The sequence below is a fragment of the Aeromonas dhakensis genome (assembly GCF_000820305.1).
Taxonomy (GTDB): domain Bacteria; phylum Pseudomonadota; class Gammaproteobacteria; order Enterobacterales; family Aeromonadaceae; genus Aeromonas; species Aeromonas dhakensis.
The window spans coordinates 140,758-155,134 of sequence record NZ_CDBH01000044.1 but is presented as its reverse complement, the minus strand read 5'-3'; the positions used below and the strand labels follow the sequence as shown (position 1 = coordinate 155,134).

Here is a 14,377-nt window from a genome sequence, read left to right as displayed (position 1 = left end):
CTTACTCCTGTCTTAATATGAAAATCCGGTTCCATCGGGCAAAAAGAGAGGAGGAGGCTGAAAATGGCAGGAATGATCGAAGCTATCCCGGCCAGAAGCACTCCACCCGCAGAGCCCATCCCGTACCCGCCCCTGACGGGGCGCGGTGGGGGATGACCACTACCGATGACAACCCGGGGGATTCAGCCCCCGCAGCCGACACTGAGGTATCCAGTTGCCTCAGATGTCTCGGCGCTGCTCCCCCTGACCCAAGTTCACCGGACACTGGTGTCCTCCCTCGGGCTGCCTGGGCAGCGCTCCTCTTCTGGCTCCACCAGGGCGGTGGAGTGCATTTAGAAATACCTTGCGTTGGATTGCACTGTCAATCGAGTTTGTGAAAAAGTTCAAAAAGTCAGCCAACTCAACACAGAATCAATGAGTTACACAATGGTCTTGGACAAAACCTTGGAGCGACGCTGCCAGTTGTAGAGGCGCTGGCGCGCCACCGGCAGATCTTCCACCTCCAGCGGATCGAAGCCCCGTTCCCGGAACCAGTGGATGGAGCGGGTGGTGAGCACGAACAGGCGACGGATGCCGAGCCGTTTGGCCCGTTCGGCCACCTTGGCCACCAGCTGATCCCCCCGGTTGGAGTTGCGGTAGTCGGGGTGGATGGCGACGCAGGCCATCTCCGCCATCGCCTCTTCCATGAAGCAGTAGAGCGCCGCGCAGCCGATGATGAGGCCGTCGCGCTCTATGATGGTGAACTTGTCTATTTCCATCTCCAGCTGCTCACGGGAGCGGCGCACCAAGATCCCTTCCTCCTCCAGCGGGCGGATGAGATCCAGGATGCCGCCGATGTCCTCGATGGTGGCGGCGCGTGCCTGCTCGGCGCTTTCCCGCACTATCTGGGTGCCGAGGCCGTCACGGCTGAACAGCTCCTGCAGCATGGCGCCGTCATCCTGATAGCTCACCAGGTGGGAGCGAGGCACGCCGCCGCGGCAGGAGGCGATGGCCGCGCGCAGATAGCGGGCGGTGCCGGACATCTCTTCCCCCGCCTGCTCCAGCTCCACCAGCAGTTCCTCGGCCTGCTCGGGGAAGAGCTCGGAGATGGCCTCGCCGTGGCGGTCCATCACCCCCTGGGTGCTGCTGAAACAGATGAGTTTGTCCGCTTTCAAATCCACCGCCACCCGGCGGGCCACCTCTTCCGAGCTCAGGTTGAAGCTCTCGCCGGTGACCGAGCAGCCGATGGGGGAGATGAGCACCAGGCTCTTCTGATCGAGCTGGCGGGTGATCCCCTCCACGTCGATGCGGCGCACCCGGCCGCTGTGGCAAAAATCGATACCGTCATCCACCCCGAGCGGCTGGGCGGTGACGAAGTTGCCGCTCACCACGCTGATGCGGGCACCCTGCATCGGTGTGTTGGCGAGCCCCATGGAGAGCTGGGCCGTGATGTCGTACTGCAAGCCACCGCACACCTGCTTGATGATGGCGAAGCTCGCGTCATCGGTGACTCGGATCCGCTTGTGGTACTGGGCCTCGATGCCGGCGCGGGCCAGCGCCTCGTCGTTCTGCGGGCGGGAGCCGAAAACCAGCACCAGGCGAATGCCCAAGGTCTGCAGCAGGGCGATGTCGCTGACGATGTTGGCAAAATTGGGGTGGCAGAGGGCTTCCCCCCCCATCATCAGTACGAAGGTGGCACCTCTGTGCACATTGACGTAGGGGGTTGACTGCCGAAAGGCATAGACCAGGCTGGGTTCGCGTTCACGCACTTGAGGCTTCTTCCATAAAAAAACAGCAATGGGCTCAATATATGAAAATAAATGCACAAATCAAGATTAAATATTGATTTGGCGTGATTTTGTCATCGCGGTGGTCAGGCAGGTCGAACGGTGGCGATACCAGGCGGGGCAGGGGCGTCAGCGGTGTGGCGGTGCGCCTCAGGTTGATCCCGGCCCATAAACTGTTATCTTCGATATTCCTTTTCGTCAGCTGTGCGGTTGCACAGGTTTTTATACAAGGACAGGGTGCATGGAACAGATTATTTCGCCGGCAGACGCGCTGCCGGGACGCCGCGAGGCGATGGTGATTGGCCAGCAGCATGCGGTCAATGGTCACCCGACTCAGGGCCCCTGGCCTGAAGGGATGGCGGTGGCCTGGTTTGGCATGGGCTGCTTTTGGGGTGTGGAGCGCCTGTTCTGGCAGCAGCCAGGGGTCTACTCCACCGCTGCCGGCTATCAGGGTGGGGTGACCCAGAATCCCACCTACAAGGAGGTGTGCAGCGGATTGACTGGCCATGCCGAGACGGTGCAGGTAGTGTTCGATCCCAAGGTGATCGGCTACGGCGATCTGCTCAAGCTGTTCTGGGAGCAGCACGATCCGGCCCAGGGCATGCGCCAGGGCGGCGACATCGGCACCCAGTACCGCTCCGTCATCTTCTTCGGGGATGACACCCAGGAGGCGATTGCCCAGCAGAGTCTGGCCGCCTATCAGCAGGCGATGCTGGCCAGCGGCGACGGCCGCGCCATCACTACCCGCATTCTGCCACTCGCCCCCTTCTATTACGCCGAGGATTACCATCAGCAATATCTGGAGAAGAATCCGGAAGGGTATTGCGGCCTGGGTGGCATCGGCGTCTGCCTGCCGCCGAGCCTCAACCGTTAGAGCAAGATGACGGGTATCTGTGACCCGTCATTGTTTGTGAAAAGAAAAAGGCCGCTTTTGCGGTCTTTTTATCGGGCTTTGTCAGAAGCGTGAAAAAAATCATAAAAAAATGTGTTATGGACAGGAACTTATTTGAACCAGGCTTGCCCAACTTGGTAGCCACCATGGACGGCGGCCAAGACCAGACACATTTCTTGCCTCGAAATTCATAAAAGTCATTGAAAAACTTGATGAGTTGAAATGCTAGCAAGCAGGGCTGCCAATGAAGGCGGCCCTTTTCATTTCTACGGTGCGAAAAATGGTGGGGGAGTGGCGACGCCGGCGTTCGCCACGGCGCTCAGCTGATGGCGCCGTCAAACAGGTTCTTGATGAGATCGATGAACTCTTCGAGGAAGGCTTTCTGCTCCGGGGTCGGGGCGCGCAGCCAGACGGCGGAGAGCACCTCTTCCAGATCGGCCACCACCGCATCGGCTTCCTGCATGATCACGAAGCGCAACTTGGGATCGAGCTGCGGATTCTGCTCGCAGATGGCCATCAGGTTGCCGGCCACCCGGCTGCTCACCAGATCTTCGATGGTCTGTTCACCACTGCTCTGTTGCTGGGTTTCAAACAGTCCCAGACTCTCCACCAGATACTCAATCAGGGCGATATAGCCTTCGCTTTCTACAACCATGGCGGCCTCAATCCTCAACAATACGGAAAACTGTGCGTATTTTAGTGGCTGGACCTAGCTTGGCAAGCGACAGTGCAGGCGATAACGGATAAAACCGACGCCGCCGCGCTCCACGCTCTCCAATCCGGTCAGCTCAAAGCCATACCGTAAAAATAGCCCATAGCTGAAGGCGCTGGCCTCCGTCGTCAGCTGTTTGAGTCCGAGTCGTTGCGCCTCGGCGAGGGCCGCGGCCAGCAGCAGGCCGCCATAGCCCAGGCGCGGGTGATCGGCGCTCACATAGAGCAGGCTGAGGTGACCATCCTGGCTCAGGGTCACGAAACCGAGCGGCTCGCCGTTTTGCTCCAGCACCCAGCCGTGGTGCTCGCGCAGCTGGCCGACAAAGCCGGGATGACGGGCGCCGAGGGCCCACTGCTCCACCTGCTCCGGGCTGTAGTGCTGCGGGCCTATCCTTCGCACCGACTGCTCGAACAGGGTGCAAAGGGCGGGGATGTGCTGCTCGTTCAGCTGGACGAGCCTAGGCTCTGCCGCCATGGCGGGGCTCATCGCTGGGGTGCCTGCGGGCGCTTGGCCTTGGGCAGACCGGCCACCACCCGCTCATAGGAGTGATGCACCCAGCCCTGCCAGAGATCGTCGGCCAGGTCGTCGCTGAAGGTGACCGTGTTCCAGTGTTGCTTGTTCATGTGCCAGCCCGGTTTGACCTCGGGGTGGAGTTCGCGCAGCAGCAGGGCCAGCTCTGGTTCGCACTTGAGGTTCAGCCGCAGCGGTTCGGCCTGCCAGTCCAGCAGGGCAAACATCTTGCCGGCGATGCGATAGACCAGGATCTCAGGGCCGAAGGGGGTATCCTCCTGGGCGCCCGGCAGGGTCAGCAGAAAGGATCTCAAACGGGTCAACTCCATGGTCATGCTCCTGGCTGCTTGCGGTGCAAACGTATTAGTCGGGTGAAAAAATCTGCTAAGATGCGCGCCTACTATACCCCAATGCCGTTGATGAGGGAGTCGCAAGATGCTGTATCACAAGACCTTCGAGCTGGGTCCCGAGCGGGATTGGGTAGTCTTCGTGCACGGGGCGGGCGGCAGCTCCTCCATCTGGTTCAAGCAGCTGCGCGCCTATCGCGAGCACTTCAACGTGCTGCTGCTGGACTTGCGCGGTCATGGCCAGTCCCACAAGCTGCAGCAGGTGATCAAGGGCCACTACAGCTTTCGGGCGGTGACCGAGGATATCCTGCAACTGCTCGATCACCTCAACATTCGCCGCGCCCACTTTGTCGGCATCTCCCTTGGCACCATCCTCATTCGCCATCTGGCGGAGCTTTGCCCCGACCGTGTCAAGAGCATGGTGCTGGGCGGCGCCATCCTGCGCCTCGACATCCGCTCGCGGGTGCTGGTGCAGCTCGGTCGTCTCGGCCAGCACATCCTGCCCTACATGTGGCTCTACCGCTTGTTCGCCTTCATCATCATGCCGCGCCAGCACCATCAGGAGTCACGCAACCTGTTCGTGCGCGAGGCGCGCAAGCTCTGTCAGAAAGAGTTCAAGCGCTGGTTTCGCCTCGCCACCGAGGTAAACCCCCTGATGCGCTACTTCAAGGAGCGGGCCCTGCCCATTCCGACCCTCTATGTGATGGGGGAGGAGGATCACATGTTCCTGGCGCCGGTGCGCGAGCAGGTGGCGCGCGACCCCTACAGCCGGCTAGAGATCATCGACGGCTGCGGCCACGTCTGCAATGTGGAGCGGCCCGAGCACTTCAACCGCCAGTCGCTGGCCTTCCTCACCGCCCAGCCCGGCTGAGCCGGCGCCAACCGCCTGCTTGAGGCGGCCCTGGTGGCTTGAGCCAGCGCGCTGAAGGGGGGGAGTGGTAGGCAACGCTGCCACCCGGGTCAAAAAAGCCCCCCGTTTGGACCCGGGATGACCGCCATCCTCGCTAGCCGAAGTAGTGGGCGATATCGAGGTAGCGCTGGCGGATGTGCTCGATCAGCAGCCTGATCTTGCGCGGCGGCTGGCGGGTAAAGGGGTAGACGGCGTAGATCCCGAGCTTCTTGCCCACCTGATCCGGAAACAAATCCACCAGCTCGCCATTCATCAGATCGTGATAGACCAGGCAGCGCGGCACATAGACGATGCCGCGCCCACCCAGCGCCGCCTTGCGCAGGGCCCCCGCGTTGTCGGTGCAAAAACTGCCCGACACCGACAGCAGATAGTTGCCCTCTTCCCCCTTGAAGGCCCACTCCGAGGCCCCCGTGCTCTGATAGGCGTAGCGCAGGCAGTTGTGGGTGAGCAAGTCCGACGGCTCGCGCGGCGCCCCGAAGCGGCGCACGTAGGCGGGGGCGGCGCAGATCACCCACTGGGAGTCGAGGATGTGGCGGGCAATCAGGCTCGAATCATCCAGATAGCCGGTGCGAATGACCAAGTCGAACCCCTCTTCCACCAGGTTGACGAAGCGGTTGTCCAGCGACATCTCCACCGTGAGCCCCGGGTGTTGCTGGCAAAAATCGGCCACGGCGTCGGCCAGCAGCAGCTCCCCCGAGATGGTGGGCACCGACATCCGCACATGACCGCTCACCTTTTCACCAAATCCCGCCACCGCATCGAAGGCGTCCAGTGCGGCGGCCTTCACATTTTTGGCACCCTGATAGAGCTCCTTGCCCGCCTCGCTCAGGGTGAGCCGGCGGGTGGTGCGATAGAGCAGCTGCACCCCGAGCTCCTCTTCCAGGCGCCCGATACGCTTGCTAACCACTGAATTTGTCAGGGAATTTTGTTCGGCCACCTTGCTGAAGGAGCCGGCCTCCACCACCTGGGCGAATAGAATGAGGTCGTCGGTACTGGCCATATTTATCGATTTTTGGAACGAATGTTGTTCATTATTTCCATATATCGCGAAAAAAGAACAGGGTAAGGTCACGTCCGATTAACAAAACAACAACAAGGTGCGCCTCTGCACCGCTCGGACAAGGACGCAATGATGACAGACACCCTGTTGGCCCTGGTGGCCTTCTCGCCGATCGTGGTGGCCGCCGTGCTGCTGGTCGGCCTCAACTGGCCCGCCAAGCGCGCCATGCCCATCGCCTTTATCCTGACCGTATTCATCGCCCTGTGGGGCTGGCAGATGAGCCCGACCCGGGTACTCGCCTCCAGCCTGCAGGGGCTCATCATCACGGTGACCGTGCTCTGGATCGTGTTCGGCGCCATCCTGATGCTCAACACCCTGAAACACACAGGTGCCATCAGCGCCATTCGCGGCGGCTTTACCAACATCTCGCCGGACCGGCGCATCCAGGCCATCATCATCGCCTGGTGCTTCGGCGCCTTTATCGAAGGGGCCTCGGGCTTTGGCACCCCCGCCGCCATCGCCGCTCCCCTGCTGGTGGCCATCGGCTTTCCGGCGCTCGCCGCCGTGCTGCTCGGCATGATGATCCAGTCCACCCCGGTGTCGTTCGGCGCGGTGGGCACCCCTATCCTGGTGGGCATCAACAAGGGGCTGGATAACCAGGCCATCGGCCACACCCTGAGTGCCGGCGGCAGCAGCTGGGACATCTACCTGCAGCAGGTGACCACCAACGTGGCCCTCATTCACGCCACCGTCGGCACCCTGATGCCGGTGCTGATGGTGATGATGCTGACCCGCTTCTTCGGCCGCAACCGCAGCTGGACCGAGGGGCTCTCCATCCTGCCGTTCGCGATATTCGCCGGGCTCGCCTTCACCGTGCCCTATGCCCTGACCGGCATGCTGCTCGGCCCCGAGTTCCCGTCCCTTATCGGCGGTCTGGTGGGGCTGGCCCTGGTGGTAACGGCGGCGCGCCGCGGCTTCCTGGTGCCAAAAAACAGCTGGGACTTTGCCCCCGAGAGCGAGTGGCCCGCCGAGTGGCTGGGATCCCTCAAGCTCGATCTCAAAGAGGCCGCCGGCCGCCCCATGTCCCTGTTGCTGGCCTGGCTCCCCTATGTGGCGCTGGCCCTCTTGCTGGTGGCGAGCCGGGTGAGCCCGGAGTTCAAGGCAAGCCTGTTGTCGGTGAGCCTCGCCTTCACAGACCTCTTGGGGGAGAAGGGCGTGAGCGCGTCGATTGAGCCGCTCTACCTGCCGGGGGGCCTGCTGGTGTTCTGCGCCCTGTTCGCCACCCTCATTCAGGCCCGCGCCCTGGCCCCCCTCGGCCGCGCCGTGAGCGAGTCGAGCCGCACCCTGATCGGCGCCGGCTTCGTGCTCATCTTCACCGTGCCCATGGTGCGCATCTTCATCAACTCCGGCGTCAACGGGGCGGATCTCGCCAGCATGCCGGTGACTACCGCGAACTTTGCCGCCGGACTGGTGGGGGAGTTCTTCCCGGCCCTGAGCGCCACAATCGGCGCGCTGGGGGCCTTTATCGCCGGCTCCAACACGGTGTCGAACATGATGTTCAGCCAGTTCCAGTTCGAGGTGGCCCAGACCCTGGGGGTCTCCACCGCCGCCATGCTGGCCTTGCAGGCCGTGGGCGCCGCCGCCGGCAACATGATTGCCATTCACAACGTGGTGGCGGCCTCGGCCACCGTGGGCCTCTTGGGCCGCGAGGGGGCGACGCTGCGCAAGACCGCGTTGCCGACCCTCTACTACCTGCTGGCCACCGGCCTTATCGGGTTGGCGCTCATGTACAGCTTCCACGTCTCGGACGCACTGCTGCTGTTGAAGTAAAGGAGAGCAAGTGATGAAGGTAATGCGGGTCTATCCGGCCAAGCCGGCCGATGTCTATCTCTACGCCACCTGTCTGGTGGATCTGTTCGACCCGGTGGCGGGGCTCGATGCCATCGCCCTGCTCGAGCGGGAGGGGATAAGGGTGCACTTTGTCGAGAAACAGACCTGCTGCGGGCAGCCGGCCTACACCTCGGGCCATGAAGAGGAGGCGCGCCAGGTGGCGCAAAGCCAGATGGCGCTCTTCCCCGAGCCCTGGCCTGTGGTGGTGCTGTCTGGCTCCTGTGGCGGCATGATGCATCACCACTACCGCCGACTCTTCCCCGAGAGCTCCGAGGTGGCGGCGTTTTGCGAGCGGGTGTTCGAGCTCACCGAGTTTCTGGTCCGGATCTGCCGGGTGCGCTGGCAGGGGGTGGGGAGGGCGAGTATCGTCATGCACACCTCCTGCTCGGCCCGGCGCGAGATGCAGGTGCACACCACGGCCCGCAGCCTGCTGGGGCAGCTCGAGGGCGTCACCTTGCACGAGCAGGCCTACGAGAGCGAGTGCTGCGGCTTTGGCGGCACCTTCTCGGTGCGCCATCCCCACATCAGCCAGGCCATGGTGGAGGACAAGACCCGCCACCTGCTGGCCAGCGGCGCCGACACCCTGGTGAGCGCGGACTGGGGGTGTCTCTTGAACATCAAGGGATCCCTGGCCTATCAGGGCAAGACACTGCCCGCCATGCACCTGGCCAGCTTCCTGCTAGCCCACAGCGAGCCGGTGGCTCAGGGCTTGCAAGCGCAAAAACAGGGGGCTAATCATGAGTGATCACGCCAAGTATTCGCCACGCCGCTTCCATCCCCAGGCCGAGGCGGCCCTGGCCGACCCCGTGCTGCGCCAGAACTTTCGCGGCGCCATGGATTATCTGCGCGCCAAGCGCCGCGATGCCTTCGCCGACCCTGCCGAAGAAGCGGCGGTGCGCGATGCGGCGGAGCAGATTCGCCAGCGCTGCCTCTCGCGCCTGCCCGATCTTTTGGTGCAGCTCGAAACCAACTGCGAGCGCAACGGCATCCGGGTGCACTGGGCCCAGACGCCGGCCGAGGCCAATGCCATCATCCTTCGCATCGCCCAGCAACACGGGGTGAGCTCCATCGTCAAGGGCAAGTCCATGGTGAGCGAGGAGGTAGGCTTCAACCACGAGATGGCGCGTCACGGCATCCGCTGCCTTGAGAGCGACATGGGGGAGTTTATCGTCCAGCTCGACGGCGACACCCCGTCCCACATCATCATGCCCGCCATCCACAAGAACAAGCAGGAGGTGAGTGACACCTTTGCTGGCAATCTGGAAGGCTTCACCCCTACCACCGACGTGGACGAGCTGATCCAGACCGGACGGCGGGCCCTGCGCGAAGAGTTTCGCCGCGCCGGCATGGGGCTGTCGGGGGTCAACTTCGCGGTGGCCGAGACTGGCAGCCTCTGTCTGGTGGAAAACGAGGGCAACGGGCGCATGTGCACCACTGTGCCGAAAGTCCACGTGGCCATCACCGGCATCGAGAAGGTGGTGGAGTTTTTCAGTGACGTACCGCCTCTTTACAGCGCCCTGACCCGCTCGGCCACCGGCCAGGCCATCACCACCTACTTCAACGTCATCAGCGGCCCGCGCCGGGCAGGGGAGCTGGATGGCCCGGACGAGGTGCACCTGGTGCTGCTCGACAACGGCCGCAGCCAGGCCTATCGGGACGAGGAGCTGCGCAAGACCCTGCAGTGCATCCGCTGCGGTGCTTGCATGAACCACTGCCCGGTCTACACCCGCATCGGCGGCCATGCCTACGGCACCATCTACCCGGGCCCCATCGGCAAGATAGTCTCCCCCCACCTGCTGGGGATCGAGAGCACCCAGGATCTGGTGACCGCCTCGAGCCTGTGCGGCGCCTGCGGCGAGGTGTGCCCGGTGCGCATCCCCATTCCCGACCTGTTGCAGCGCCTGCGCCGGGAGGCCAAACACGACGCACTGCCCGGTCACGAACCGCTGGCGGGGCAGGGGGCGGCCAAGAGCCGGCTAGAGACCCTTGCCATGCAGGGCTTTGCCTTTGCCGCCACCCACCCGCGCCTCTATCACGCCGCGACCGGTGTGGCCGGTCGCCTGCGGGGCTTGATGCCCAAACACTTGGGCCCCTGGACCCAGTGCCGCGAAGCCCCCAAACCCGCCCCCCAGAGCCTGCACGCCCTGCTGCGCCAGAAGAAGAAGGAGTCCTGAGATGTCGAGCAAAGAGGCTATCTTGAACCGCCTGCGCGGCGCCGCCACCCCCATTGCCCACGCCCCCCATGGCTGGCAGCCCTGGCGCGGGGCCGACGACAACGCGCGGCGTGAGCGCTTTCTTGGCATGATCACCGCCAGCCACGCCGAGATCCTCACAGTCCAACAGGCACATCTTGCCCGGGATCTGGCCACTTGGCTGGATGGGGAAGGCGTGACGCATCTGGCCTGTGGCCAGGGCGGTCGCTGGCAGGCGGCGGTCGCGGCCGCCTGCGCCGGGCGCTCTGTGTTGACCCCGGCGGGGGAGTTCGCCAGCTGGAAAGACGAGCTGTTTGACGTTTGTCAGGCCGGCATCACCCACTGCGCTGGGGCCATCGCCGATACCGGGACACTGGTGTTGCTGCCGGATAGCGGCGAGCCGCGCACCTTGTCCTTGGTGCCCCCCTGCCATATCGCCCTGCTGGCGGCCTCCACCATCGCCGACAACCTGGCGGGGCTGGTGGACGCCGGGCGCTGGCAGCAGGCCATGCCCACCAATCTGCTGCTGGTCTCAGGCCCCTCCAAGACCGCCGACATCCAGCAGACCCTGGCCTACGGTGCCCACGGCCCGAGTCGCCTCTTGGTGGTGCTGGTGGAGGATTGCTGATGGGCTGGAATGAATTTGACGCCGCCGTGCTTGAGCGCATCCCGCCGGAGCGGCTGGTGAGCGACCCTGATCTTCGGCTGGCCCACGGCACGGACGCCAGTTTCTACCGGCTGGTGCCCGAGCGCATCGTGCGCCTCGATTCTTTGGATGAAGTGCGCTTCGTGCTAGCGGTATGCCGAGAATTGCACCTGCCGTGCACCTTTCGCGCCGCTGGCACCAGCCTCTCGGGTCAGGCCCTGAGCGATTCGGTGCTCATTACCCTGACCGACAGCTGGCGCGGCCACCGCATTCTGGACGAGGGGGCGCGCATCGCCCTGCAACCTGGGGTGATTGGCGCCGATGCCAACCGCTATCTGGCGCCTCTGGGGCGCAAGATTGGGCCGGATCCCGCCTCCATCAACGCCTGCAAGCTGGGCGGCATCGCCGCCAACAACGCGAGCGGCATGTGCTGCGGCACCGCCCACAACAGCTATCACACCCTGCATGCCATGACCTTGCTGCTGGCCGATGGCACAGTGCTGGAGAGCGGCGATCCCCACAGCCGCGCCGCCTTTGCGGCCAAACGCCCAGCGCTGCTGACGGGGCTCGCCGCCCTGCGCGCCGAGGTGCTGGCGAATGCCGAGCTTGCCGCCAAGATCCGCCACAAGTACCGGCTCAAGAACACCACCGGATACGCCATCAATGCCCTGCTCGATCATGAGGACCCCATCGATATCCTCACCCACCTGATGATTGGCTCGGAGGGGACTCTCGGCTTTATCGCCGAGGTGGTGCTCGATACCGTGCCGGAATACCCCTACAAGGCCTCGGCCCTGCTGGTGTTTCGGGACGCCGAGCAGGCCTGTCTGGCCACCTCATGCCTTAAAGCTGCACCGGTGGCGGCGGTGGAGCTGATGGATGGGCGCTCCCTTCGCTCGGTGGCGGGCAAGCCCGGCCTGCCGGACTTTATCAAGGCGCTGGACCTGGCTGCCTGCGCCTTGCTTGTCGAGGTGCATGGGGAATCGAAGGAAGAGCTGGTGACTCGCTGCGAGCAGGTGACGGCCATGGCGGCCGAGTTCGCCCAGGTCGCCTCTGTACCTTTTACCAGCGACAGCGCCGGGCTCTGGGCCATTCGCAAGGGGCTCTTCCCGGCGGTGGGGGCGGTGCGCACCACAGGCACCACAGTCATCATCGAGGATGTCGCCTTTCCCATCGAGCGTCTGGCGGAGGGGGTGGCGGGGCTGCAGCAACTGTTCGACGAGTTTGAGTATCACGAGGCCATCATCTTTGGCCATGCCCTGGAGGGGAACCTGCACTTCGTCTTTACCCAGGGGTTCGATGATCCGGCGCAGGTGGCCCGCTACGGCGCCTTTATGGATGCGGTGGCCGAGCTGGTCGCCGTGCGTTTTGGCGGGTCGCTCAAGGCCGAGCACGGCACCGGCCGCAACATGGCCCCCTATGTGGAGCTGGAATGGGGGCCGGAGGGGATGGCGCTGATGCGGCGCATCAAGGTGTTGCTCGACCCGGGTGGCCTGCTCAATCCCGGTGTCATCATCAACGACGACCCCAAGGCCCACCTGACCCATCTCAAGCCCATGCCGGCGAGCGATGCCATCGTCGATCCGTGCATCGAATGCGGCTTTTGCGAGGCGGTCTGCCCCTCGCGCACCCTGTCCCTCTCGCCGCGCCAGCGCATCGTGCTCTATCGCGAACTGGCCCGCCGCAATCGTGCCGATGAGCCCTCCAACCAGCTGGCCCGGCTGTTTGACTATCAGGGCATCGACACCTGCGCCGCCACCGGGCTCTGCGCCGATCGCTGCCCGGTGGGCATCAACACTGGCAGCCTTATCAAGAAGTTGCGCGCTGACAAGTACCGGCGCTTCGTGCCCATCGCCCGCTGGAGCGCCGATCATTTCGCCGGCGTCACCCGCACGGCGCGCAGTGCCCTCGGGCTCAAGGGCATTGCCGGCAAGCTATTGGGAGAGAAAGCGTTGGCAGGGCTGGTGAACGGGGTTCGCCATCTGAGCGGCCAGCGCACTCCCGCATGGCTGCCGACCCTGCCGGGGCCGAGCCGCTACCAGTGGCCGCAAGGGGAGGGGAGCCATGGCGGATCCAGCGAGGACATTGGAGGGGATCGCGCCGTGGTTTATCTGCCGTCCTGCGCCAGTCGGGTATTCGGCCAGCAGGAGGAGGCCCCGTCACTGCCGGACGTTGTGTACTCCCTGCTCAAGAAGGCGGGTTGCCGGGTCATAGTGCCGGCGAGAGTTGAGGGGCTCTGCTGCGGCATGCCCTATGACAGCAAGGGGATGAGTGAGGTAGCGGAAGCCAAGCGTACTGAGCTGGCCGAGGCCCTGTGGCAGGCAAGCGAGCAGGGGCGCTGGCCCGTGCTGCTCGATACCAGCCCCTGTGTGCAGCGACTGCTGTCGGGGGCGCTCGGCAAGGGCCTTCGGGTGTTTGAGCCCGCTACCTTTGTGCTGGAACACCTGCTGCCCCACCTTGAGCTGACCCCCATCGATGAGACCGTCATGCTCCATATCACCTGCAGCAGCCGGCGTATGGGGCTGGGGGAGACCATGCTGGCGGTGGCCCGCGCCTGTGCCCGCGAGGTGGTCATGCCAGAGCATATCCAGTGCTGCGGCTTTGCCGGCGACAAGGGGTTGATTACGCCTGAGCTCAACGCCGCGGCGCTTGCCAGCCTGCCCGCCCAGGTGCCCAGGGATTGTCGGCAGGGATTCAGCAACAGCCGCACCTGCGAAATGGGGCTCAGCCAGCACGCCGGCATTCCCTACCACAGCATCCTTTATCTGGTGGATCAGGCGGCGAGATAAATGCCTCCCCCCGGCAGAATATATTCGGCCGGGGGGTAAACATTATAATAGAATATAACGGATGGTTTATTGTATAAGGTTCTTTTTCGCTACAATCCAAGGCGCCCATTGTCCTTTTCGTTGAATAATATACTCATATTTTATGCTGGGGAAGTTATTGCTATCGTTCTCGGCGAACTCTGATGATATTAAAGTGAATTTGTTTGTGTCGACTTTTTTCAGGCTTTCTATAAATCTTGGATTCACTTCTCTAGCCACACCCTCTCCGAACGCTTCATTGTTTTGTACCAAGAAAGGTCTGTTTTTTGAGTAACGACTTACTTCACTAACAAAGTAAGAATATGTACCTGAACCACCAGGGCAGCCCATATCCCCCTCCCAGAGAATATAGTAAGTCGCAGCACCAGTATCGGGGTCTCTTTCTACAGTGTAAACATTTTTTAGAAATGGCTCTAAGGACTCTTGTTCTTCAAAATTAGTTGAGCAAGCAACAGTCTCTGAGTACTTTTTTAAAATGCCTAATACCGTTGCCTTTTCTATTAATTCGTTATCGGCATATGTGTAACTGGTGAATAAAGCTGCGAGTGTAAGTAATATTTTCTTCATATTTAACCCTTGCTTATATTATAAGTGTGAGGTTTAAGCTAGTCTGAGGAATATCAAGTCTCATATAACCTAATTTTCACAGGCATAAAATTAATTTTTATATTAACGGCCTGTTGA

Annotated in this window: 13 protein-coding genes and 1 riboswitch; of the genes, 7 read left to right on the top strand and 6 right to left on the bottom strand. The window is 62.7% G+C overall.

Annotated features, from left to right (window positions below; all coding sequences use genetic code 11):
- Positions 1-87: 87 nt before the first annotated feature.
- A riboswitch (Lysine riboswitch) is annotated at positions 88-312 on the bottom strand.
- Between the two features lie 107 nt (positions 313-419).
- Positions 420-1,748: an amino-acid N-acetyltransferase gene (gene argA, locus BN1143_RS10990; RefSeq protein ID WP_005302082.1), complete on the bottom strand. Its 1,329-nt coding sequence runs from the start codon at positions 1,746-1,748 to the stop codon at positions 420-422.
- A 259-nt stretch (positions 1,749-2,007) separates the two neighbouring features.
- On the opposite strand from argA, the gene msrA reads away from it, so the two are divergent.
- Positions 2,008-2,640 carry a peptide-methionine (S)-S-oxide reductase MsrA gene (gene msrA / locus BN1143_RS10985; RefSeq protein WP_017782944.1) on the top strand — a complete coding sequence of 211 codons (633 nt, stop codon included), beginning with the start codon at positions 2,008-2,010 and terminating at the stop codon, positions 2,638-2,640.
- 337 nt (positions 2,641-2,977) lie between these two features.
- On the opposite strand, the gene BN1143_RS10980 is transcribed toward msrA, so the two are convergent.
- From BN1143_RS10980 to BN1143_RS10970, 3 genes are read right to left on the bottom strand one after another with little or no spacing between them, the layout of a single operon-like run.
- A complete protein-coding gene (locus tag BN1143_RS10980) occupies positions 2,978-3,313 on the bottom strand; it encodes a DUF3802 family protein (RefSeq protein WP_005302076.1) in 336 nt (111 codons plus the stop codon).
- 54 nt (positions 3,314-3,367) lie between these two features.
- Positions 3,368-3,856 (bottom strand): GNAT family N-acetyltransferase, encoded by a 489-nt coding sequence (locus BN1143_RS10975; protein ID WP_025201537.1) that lies wholly within the window; start codon positions 3,854-3,856, stop codon positions 3,368-3,370.
- A complete protein-coding gene (locus BN1143_RS10970) occupies positions 3,853-4,209 on the bottom strand; it encodes an MmcQ/YjbR family DNA-binding protein (protein ID WP_005302071.1) in 357 nt (118 codons plus the stop codon). The genes BN1143_RS10975 and BN1143_RS10970 overlap by 4 nt, the downstream gene beginning before the upstream one ends.
- Positions 4,210-4,315: 106 nt before the next feature.
- On the opposite strand from BN1143_RS10970, the gene BN1143_RS10965 reads away from it, so the two are divergent.
- On the top strand, positions 4,316-5,098 hold the full coding sequence (locus BN1143_RS10965) for an alpha/beta fold hydrolase (protein WP_042050640.1): 783 nt from the start codon (positions 4,316-4,318) through the stop codon (positions 5,096-5,098).
- A gap of 133 nt (positions 5,099-5,231) precedes the next feature.
- Here the strand turns inward: BN1143_RS10965 and BN1143_RS10960 are convergent, their stop codons facing one another.
- The gene (locus BN1143_RS10960) at positions 5,232-6,209 is read right to left on the bottom strand and encodes a LysR family transcriptional regulator (protein WP_080689290.1); all 978 of its coding nucleotides are present in this window, start codon (positions 6,207-6,209) and stop codon (positions 5,232-5,234) included.
- Between the two features lie 60 nt (positions 6,210-6,269).
- Between BN1143_RS10960 and BN1143_RS10955 the strand changes: the two genes are divergently transcribed.
- Genes BN1143_RS10955 through BN1143_RS10935 form a run of 5 tightly spaced genes read left to right on the top strand, consistent with a single transcriptional unit; the run spans position 6,270 to position 13,654 of the window.
- Positions 6,270-7,967 carry an L-lactate permease gene (locus BN1143_RS10955; protein ID WP_042050639.1) on the top strand — a complete coding sequence of 566 codons (1,698 nt, stop codon included), beginning with the start codon at positions 6,270-6,272 and terminating at the stop codon, positions 7,965-7,967.
- Positions 7,968-7,980: 13 nt separating this feature from the next.
- Positions 7,981-8,772, top strand: coding sequence for a (Fe-S)-binding protein (locus tag BN1143_RS10950; RefSeq protein ID WP_082038520.1), 792 nt, complete (start codon positions 7,981-7,983; stop codon positions 8,770-8,772).
- Positions 8,765-10,201 carry a LutB/LldF family L-lactate oxidation iron-sulfur protein gene (locus BN1143_RS10945; RefSeq protein WP_042050638.1) on the top strand — a complete coding sequence of 479 codons (1,437 nt, stop codon included), beginning with the start codon at positions 8,765-8,767 and terminating at the stop codon, positions 10,199-10,201. Before BN1143_RS10950 ends, BN1143_RS10945 begins: the two co-directional genes overlap by 8 nt.
- Before the next feature lies 1 nt (position 10,202).
- Complete coding sequence (locus tag BN1143_RS10940; protein WP_042050637.1) at positions 10,203-10,847, top strand: LutC/YkgG family protein; 645 nt, start codon at positions 10,203-10,205, stop codon at positions 10,845-10,847.
- The gene (locus tag BN1143_RS10935) at positions 10,847-13,654 is read left to right on the top strand and encodes an FAD-binding and (Fe-S)-binding domain-containing protein (RefSeq protein WP_042050636.1); all 2,808 of its coding nucleotides are present in this window, start codon (positions 10,847-10,849) and stop codon (positions 13,652-13,654) included. Before BN1143_RS10940 ends, BN1143_RS10935 begins: the two co-directional genes overlap by 1 nt.
- Positions 13,655-13,720: 66 nt before the next feature.
- On the opposite strand, the gene BN1143_RS22395 is transcribed toward BN1143_RS10935, so the two are convergent.
- The gene (locus BN1143_RS22395; protein WP_005302038.1) at positions 13,721-14,260 is read right to left on the bottom strand and encodes a hypothetical protein; all 540 of its coding nucleotides are present in this window, start codon (positions 14,258-14,260) and stop codon (positions 13,721-13,723) included.
- Between the last annotated feature and the right edge of the window lie 117 nt (positions 14,261-14,377).

Excerpts from the sequence above, each read along its gene's own strand:
- BN1143_RS10970 (WP_005302071.1), bottom strand. The coding sequence starts at position 4,209 with ATGGAGTTGACCCGTTTGAGATCCTTTCTGCTGACCCTGCCGGGCGCC.
- BN1143_RS22395 (WP_005302038.1), bottom strand. The coding sequence starts at position 14,260 with ATGAAGAAAATATTACTTACACTCGCAGCTTTATTCACCAGTTACACA.
- BN1143_RS10965 (WP_042050640.1), top strand. The coding sequence starts at position 4,316 with ATGCTGTATCACAAGACCTTCGAGCTGGGTCCCGAGCGGGATTGGGTA.
- msrA (WP_017782944.1), top strand. The coding sequence starts at position 2,008 with ATGGAACAGATTATTTCGCCGGCAGACGCGCTGCCGGGACGCCGCGAG.
- BN1143_RS10940 (WP_042050637.1), top strand. The coding sequence starts at position 10,203 with ATGTCGAGCAAAGAGGCTATCTTGAACCGCCTGCGCGGCGCCGCCACC.
- BN1143_RS10980 (WP_005302076.1), bottom strand. The coding sequence starts at position 3,313 with ATGGTTGTAGAAAGCGAAGGCTATATCGCCCTGATTGAGTATCTGGTG.
- BN1143_RS10945 (WP_042050638.1), top strand. The coding sequence starts at position 8,765 with ATGAGTGATCACGCCAAGTATTCGCCACGCCGCTTCCATCCCCAGGCC.
- BN1143_RS10955 (WP_042050639.1), top strand. The coding sequence starts at position 6,270 with ATGACAGACACCCTGTTGGCCCTGGTGGCCTTCTCGCCGATCGTGGTG.
- BN1143_RS10950 (WP_082038520.1), top strand. The coding sequence starts at position 7,981 with ATGAAGGTAATGCGGGTCTATCCGGCCAAGCCGGCCGATGTCTATCTC.
- BN1143_RS10935 (WP_042050636.1), top strand. The coding sequence starts at position 10,847 with ATGGGCTGGAATGAATTTGACGCCGCCGTGCTTGAGCGCATCCCGCCG.
- BN1143_RS10975 (WP_025201537.1), bottom strand. The coding sequence starts at position 3,856 with ATGAGCCCCGCCATGGCGGCAGAGCCTAGGCTCGTCCAGCTGAACGAG.